Origin of the sequence: Streptomyces laculatispora (genome assembly GCF_017353455.1) — a bacterium.
Lineage (GTDB): Bacteria > Actinomycetota > Actinomycetes > Streptomycetales > Streptomycetaceae > Streptomyces > Streptomyces laculatispora.
Map to the genome: position 1 here is coordinate 1 of NZ_JAFMPZ010000601.1, position 6,299 is coordinate 6,299.

At 73.6% G+C, this 6,299-nt stretch carries 5 protein-coding genes; 4 read left to right on the top strand and 1 reads right to left on the bottom strand.

Annotated elements, in window-relative coordinates:
* The 4 genes from J1C73_RS31560 to J1C73_RS31575 all read left to right on the top strand — a co-directional run.
* Nucleotides 1-1,176, top strand: a 1,176-nt coding sequence (locus J1C73_RS31560; RefSeq protein WP_242644986.1) for an NsdA family TPR-like regulatory protein, incomplete at its 5' end; no start/stop codon positions are given.
* A gap of 133 nt (nt 1,177-1,309) precedes the next feature.
* Nucleotides 1,310-2,566 carry an L-2-hydroxyglutarate dehydrogenase gene (gene lhgD, locus J1C73_RS31565; RefSeq protein ID WP_124284588.1) on the top strand — a complete coding sequence of 419 codons (1,257 nt, stop codon included), beginning with the start codon at nt 1,310-1,312 and terminating at the stop codon, nt 2,564-2,566.
* Nucleotides 2,567-2,570: 4 nt separating this feature from the next.
* Entirely contained in the window at nt 2,571-3,449 is an 879-nt protein-coding gene (trmB, locus tag J1C73_RS31570; protein WP_242644987.1) for a tRNA (guanosine(46)-N7)-methyltransferase TrmB, read from the top strand.
* Between the two features lie 80 nt (nt 3,450-3,529).
* The gene (locus tag J1C73_RS31575; RefSeq protein ID WP_207319370.1) at nt 3,530-5,140 is read left to right on the top strand and encodes a PrsW family intramembrane metalloprotease; all 1,611 of its coding nucleotides are present in this window, start codon (nt 3,530-3,532) and stop codon (nt 5,138-5,140) included.
* A gap of 49 nt (nt 5,141-5,189) precedes the next feature.
* Here the strand turns inward: J1C73_RS31575 and J1C73_RS31580 are convergent, their stop codons facing one another.
* A complete protein-coding gene (locus J1C73_RS31580; RefSeq protein WP_207319371.1) occupies nt 5,190-6,134 on the bottom strand; it encodes an aldo/keto reductase in 945 nt (314 codons plus the stop codon).
* Nucleotides 6,135-6,299: the final 165 nt, after the last annotated feature.

Below are 6,299 nucleotides of genomic sequence, written 5' to 3' on the forward strand. Positions count from 1 at the left end.
GCCTCGGCGGCCGCCGAGGCGGCGGTGCTCGGCACGCAGGGCGCACGGGGCGCAGCGGGGGCGCAGGGCACGCCGGGTGCACCCGGCGTCACGGCGCCGCCCGGCGCGCCGGGGAAGCAGATCCTGTCCGGAACCCCGTTCGTACCGGGTCAGGCGGGGGCGCCGCCGGTCCACGGGCACGGCGCGCCACCGACACCGGGGCACAGCGTCTCGATCCCGGCCCAGCCGGGTCCCGAGTCCGCGCACGGCGTCTCGCCGCTGCGGGTCGGCCACAGCGATGTGTCCAAACTGCGCGAGGCCGCCCAGGACGCGCGCCGCTGGGACTCCAAGTACGGCGGCGGGGACTGGCGTTCGTCCATGGTCCCGGAGTGCTTACGGGTCGACGCCGCACCGCTGCTGCTGGGTTCGTACAGCGACGAGGTGGGCCGGGCACTCTTCGGCGCCGCAGCCGAACTGACCAGGCTCGCCGGGTGGATGGCCTTCGACACCGGCCAGCAGGAGGCCGCACAGCGCTACTACATCCAGGCGCTGCGCCTGGCGCGCGCCGCGGCGGACGTACCGCTCGGCGGCTACGTCCTCGCCTCCATGTCGCTGCAGGCGACCTACCGCGGTTTCGCCGACGAGGGCGTCGACCTCGCGCAGGCGGCCGTGGAGCGCAACCGCGGGCTCGCGACGGCGCGCACGATGAGCTTCTTCCGCCTGGTGGAGGCACGGGCCCACGCCAAGGCGAGCGACGCACCGGCCGCGGGGGCCGCGCTGAAGGCCGCCGAGGGGTGGCTGGAGCGCTCCCGGGACGGCGACGCGGACCCGTCGTGGCTGGGCTTCTACTCGTACGACCGGTTCGCGGCCGACGCCGCGGAGTGCCACCTCGACCTCAAGGCGCCTCGGCAGGTGCGGCGCTTCACCGAGCAGGCGCTGTCCAGGCCGACCGAGGAGTTCGTGCGCTCGCACGGGCTGCGGCTCGTGGTGTCGGCCGTCGCCGAGCTGGAGTCGGGGAACCTGGACGCGGCCTGCGCGGCGGGGACCCGCGCGGTGGAGGTGGCGGGCCGCATCTCGTCGGCGCGGACCACCGAGTACGTGCGCGATCTGCTGCACCGGCTGGAGCCCTACGGGGACGAGCCGCGCGTCGTCGAGCTGCGGGAACGCGCCCGCCCGCTGCTGGTGGCCCCCGCGTAGCCGCTCCGTGAACGGGCCGGGCTCCGGCGGCCCGGTACCTCGCGCCGCCGAAATTTCGGGCGCCACGCTGGCCCTGGCGGGTTTGAGTGCGTTGTCAGTGGGTCAGTGCACTATCGGGGTGGGAGGTGGCGTGATGATGACGCACGCGGCGTACGACTGCGATGTGCTGGTGATCGGCGGCGGGATCGTCGGTCTGTCGACCGCGTATGCGATCACGCGGACCGCTCCGGGCACCAGGGTGACCGTGCTGGAGAAGGAGTGGGGCCCCGCGCGCCACCAGACGGGCCGCAACAGCGGGGTGATCCACAGCGGCATCTACTACCGCCCGGGTTCGCTCAAGGCGCGGTACGCGGTGCGCGGCGCCGCCGAGATGGTCGACTTCTGCCGGGAGCACGGCATCGCACACGCGGTGACCGGCAAGCTGATCGTCGCGACCGGGCGCGCCGAGCTGCCCCGGCTGCACGCGCTGGTGCAGCGCGGCCGCGAGCACGGGCTTCCGGTGCGCGAGCTGGGGCCGGCCCAGATCGCGGAGTACGAACCCCGGGTGCGCGGCCTCGCCGCGATCCGGGTGGGCACGACGGGGGTGTGCGACTTCGGCGCGGTCGCCGGGCGGTTCGCCGACGAGGTGCGGGCCGGCGGCGGCCTGATCCGGTTCGGCGCCGAGGTGACCGCGATCGACCGGCGGCCCTGGGGCGTCGCGGTGCGGACGGCGGACGGCCTGGTGGTGCGGGCCCGGGTGCTGGTCAACTGCGCGGGGCTGCAGTGCGACCGGGTGGCGCGGCTGGCGGGCGACGACCCGGGGATGCGGATCGTGCCCTTCCGGGGGGAGTACTACGAGCTGGCCCGGCCCGATCTGGTGCGCGGCCTGGTCTATCCGGTGCCGGATCCGGCGTTCCCGTTCCTCGGCGTGCATCTGACCCGCGGCCACGACGGCAGCGTCCACGTCGGACCGAACGCGGTGCCCGCGCTGGCCCGCGAGGGCTACGGCTGGCCGGTCGTGCGCCCCCGTGAGCTGATGGACACGCTGAGCTGGCCGGGCACCTGGCGGATCGCGCGCAGACACTGGCGGTACGGGGCGGGCGAGGTGCACCGCTCACTGTCGAAGCACGCCTTCACGGCGGCCGTGCGGCGGCTGCTGCCCGACGTCACCGAGGCCGACCTGCGGCCCGCCCCGGCCGGGGTCAGGGCCCAGGCGGTCCTCCGGGACGGCACCCTGGTGGACGATTTCCTGATCCGCGAGGCCCCGCACACGGTGCATGTGCTCAACGCTCCGTCGCCCGCCGCCACGGCCTCGCTGCCCATCGGGCGGGAGGTGGCGCGCAGGGCGCTCCTGCGGGCACAGGGGACGGGGTGGAAACCGCCCGCCGTAGAATCAGGGCATTGTGTCTGAGCCCATGAACCCCTCCCCCACGACGCCCGGCGACGTCGCGCCCGGAGCCGAACCGCCGGAGACCGTGCCCGGGGCCGACCCCGCGCCCGTCGCACCCGCCACCGCCGGAATCCCGGACGATCTGCGCGCCGCGGCACTGGACCGCCAGCGCCGGCTGCGTCAGGAGCCCCGCTTTCCCGGCGGCCCCGCGGCCGATCCCGCCGGTTCGCACCACGAGCGCCGGATCCGCAGCTTCCAGCCGCGCCGCAGCCGGGTCTCGCCCGGCCAGCAGGACGCCCTGGAGCGGCTCTGGCCGAAGTGGGGCCTGGACATCGACGGGCTGCGGGTCCTCGATCTGCCCGAGCTGTTCGACGGGCTGCCGGTGGTGCTGGAGATCGGCTTCGGAATGGGCGAGGCCACCGCGCAGATGGCCGCCGACGACCCGGGCACGGGCATCCTCGCCGTCGACGTGCACACCCCGGGCCAGGGCAATCTGCTCCGCCTCGCGGACCGGAACGGCATGTCCAACATCCGGGTCGCCAACGGCGACGCGATCATCCTGCTGCGGGAGATGCTGACACCGGACTCGCTGGACGGGCTCCGGGTGTACTTCCCCGACCCGTGGCCCAAGTCCCGCCACCACAAGCGCCGGCTGATCCAGCCGGATTTCCTCGACCTGGTGGCGCGGCGGCTGCGGCCGGGAGCGGTCCTGCACTGCGCGACCGACTGGGAGCCGTACGCCGAGCAGATGCTGGAGGTGCTGACCGCGCACCCCCGGTTCGAGAACACGGCGGCGGACGGCGGCTACGCGCCGCGGCCCGCGTTCCGGCCGCTGACCCGGTTCGAGGGGCAGGGCCTGGACAAGGGCCATGTCGTGCACGACCTGCTCTTCGCCCGCCACTGAGCCGCACCGGAACAGGGCCCCGTGGCCGGGCCCGGCGATACGCCATGGCCGTTGTCAGTCCTCCTCGTTAGGGTCGTGGGGTGTCCGACGGTTCTGTGCAGCAGCAGCGGCAGTCGCAGCCGGCCGTCCCGGTGCTCGAGGAGCAGCGGGTCGGCGAGATCCTGGCTGCCGTGCCGGAGCGGGGCCAGTGGCGTTACCGGCCGCGCCGCGTCGGGATGCTGTGGCGGAGCAGGACGCTCCGCGTCGTCGCCGTCTTCACCGTGCTGGCCCTGTGCGGCCTGGTGATCCTCGCTCTGGTCCGCGACCAGACGGGCACTCAGGGATTCCTCGTCGGTCTGGGGCTTGCGGTTCTGCCGGTCCCGCTGCTGATGACGGCGTTCCGCTGGCTGGACCGGGTCGAACCGGGCCCGTGGCGCAACATGCTGTTCGCCTTCGCCTGGGGTGCCTGCGCGGCCGCCCTCGTCGCGATCCTCGCGAATTCGTTCGCGACCCAGTGGATCGCCACGGCCACCGCCGACCCGGGCAGCGCGGACACGCTGGGCGCCACGGTGATAGCGCCCGTCGTCGAGGAGAGCGCCAAGGCCGCGGCCGTGCTGCTGCTCTTCCTGTTCCGAAGACGGGACTTCAACGGGATCGTCGACGGCGTGGCCGTCGCCGGCTTCGCCGCGACGGGCTTCGCCTTCACCGAGAACATCCTCTATCTGGGCAACGCCTTCGGCGAGGACCAGGAGATGGGCTCGGGTTTCGCCTCGGTGACCGTCGCGACGTTCTTCGTACGGGCGGTGATGTCACCGTTCGCGCATCCGCTCTTCACCGTCATGACGGGCATCGGCTTCGGGATCGCCGCGAGCAGCGCACGCCATCAGCGCTTCCGCCGCATCGCGCTGCCGCTGCTCGGCCTGGTCCTCGCGATGGGCATGCACGCCCTGTGGAACGGCTCGTCGACGTTCGGCCCGTACGGTTTCTACGCGGTGTACGGCGTGTTCATGGTGCCCGCCTTCGGCCTGGTGACCTGGCTGGCGATCTGGTCCCGCCAGCGCGAGCTGCGCACGCTGGCCGTCGAGCTGCCCGCCTACGCCGCGGCCGGCTGGCTGTCCCCCGCCGAGCCCCTCGCCCTGGCCTCGATGCGGGCCCGCGGCATGGCCAGGGACACGGCACGCCGGTGGCAGGCGGCGGCAGCGGGTGGCGGTCCGTACGGCCGCCAGGGCTACGTACCGGCCCCGATCGGCGCCCCGGCCAGGGCCCGGGCCAAAGCACAGGGCAAGGCGGCGGCCCGTGCGGTCGCCGAGTACGAGTCGTTTGCGACGTCACTGGCGTTTCTGCGCCGGCAGGCCCGCCGCGGCACGGCGGGCCATGACCTGGCCGAACGCGAGCTGGAGCTGCTGCACCATCTGTGGCAGCGCCGGGAGGTCGCCGGACCCGCACTGGCGTACGCGGCGCAGGCGACGGGCCGCCTGCGTCCCCGGTTCACGCCTCCGGCGCACCAGCCGTACCCGGGACCCGGCACGTACCAGCCCTACGGCAGCCACGCCCCGAGCCCGCACCCCACGTATCCGTACGGCCAGAACCCGTACGGCCAGAACCCGTACGCGGGTCAGCCGTACACGCAGCCCCCGGACAACGCACCGCTCCACAACCCGGCGCCCTGCAACCCGCCGCCGCCCGACGGCCAACCGCCTTACGACCAGTAGCCCTGCGACCGGCTGATCTGCGACCGGCAGTCCGGTACCGGCAGCCGGACTAGGCGGACGCCTCGGTGAGCTCGGTCAGCTCCTGGTCCGTGAGCCGCAGATCAGCGACGGCCACCAGCGCGGGCAGCTGCTCGACCGTACGGGCGGAGGCGATCGGGGCGGCGACGGTCGACCGGGACGCCAGCCAGGCCAGCGCCACGGTCGCGATCTCGGCGTTCCGCTCCTGCGCCACCTTGTCGAGCGCGGCGAGGACCTTCTGCCCGCGCTCCGACTCCAGGTGCAGGCCCGCCTTTCCGGCGCGCGCGCTGTCCACGGTCGTACCGGGGCGGTACTTGCCGGTGAGGAAGCCGGAGGCGAGGGCGAAGTACGGGACGGCGGCGAGCCCGGCGGCGGCAGCGGTGTCCTGGAGCTCGCCCTCGTAGGTGTCCCTGGAGACGAGGTTGTAGTGCGGCTGCAGGGCCACGTAACGGGCCAGTCCCTCGCGCTCGGAGAAGTCCAGCGAGGCGCGGAGCCGCTCCGGGGTGATGTTGGAGGCGGCGATCTCGCGGACCTTGCCTTCCTTCACCAGCTGGTCGAGGGCGGTGATGATCTCCTCGACCGGGACCGTCTCGTCGTCGAAGTGCGTGTAGTAGAGGTCGATGTGGTCGCTGCCGAGCCGGCGCAGCGATTCCTCGGCCGCGGCCTTGATGGTGGCGGGGGAGAGTCCCTTGTACGAGGGGTGGGCACCGACCTTGGTGGCCAGGACGATGTCGGAACGGTTGCCCCGCGCCGCGAACCACTTGCCGATCAGGGTCTCCGACTCGCCGCCCTCGTTGCCGGGGACCCAGGAGGAGTACGCGTCGGCGGTGTCGATGAAGTTGCCGCCTGCCGCCGCGTACGCGTCGAGGACGGCGAAGGACTGCGCCTCGTCGGCGGTCCAGCCGAAGACGTTGCCGCCGAGGGCGAGCGGGAAGACCTGGAGGCTGGATGAGCCGAGCTTGCGGAGAGTAGTCATGAATGGAACAACCCGTTCCGCCGCCCCCGCTATTCCATGCCCTGTACAGCTACAGCGCTCCGCGCGGCCACGTCCACCGGGGCGGGGCCGACGCAGCGGGAGGCGGGGAGGAGGAGAGGGCGGACGGACAGGCGTCCCGACAGACCGGCAGCCCTGACGTCGGGG

Coding starts and splice junctions, on each gene's coding strand:
- lhgD (WP_124284588.1), top strand. CDS start 1,310: ATGATGACGCACGCGGCGTACGACTGCGATGTGCTGGTGATCGGCGGC.
- trmB (WP_242644987.1), top strand. CDS start 2,571: ATGAACCCCTCCCCCACGACGCCCGGCGACGTCGCGCCCGGAGCCGAA.
- J1C73_RS31580 (WP_207319371.1), bottom strand. CDS start 6,134: ATGACTACTCTCCGCAAGCTCGGCTCATCCAGCCTCCAGGTCTTCCCG.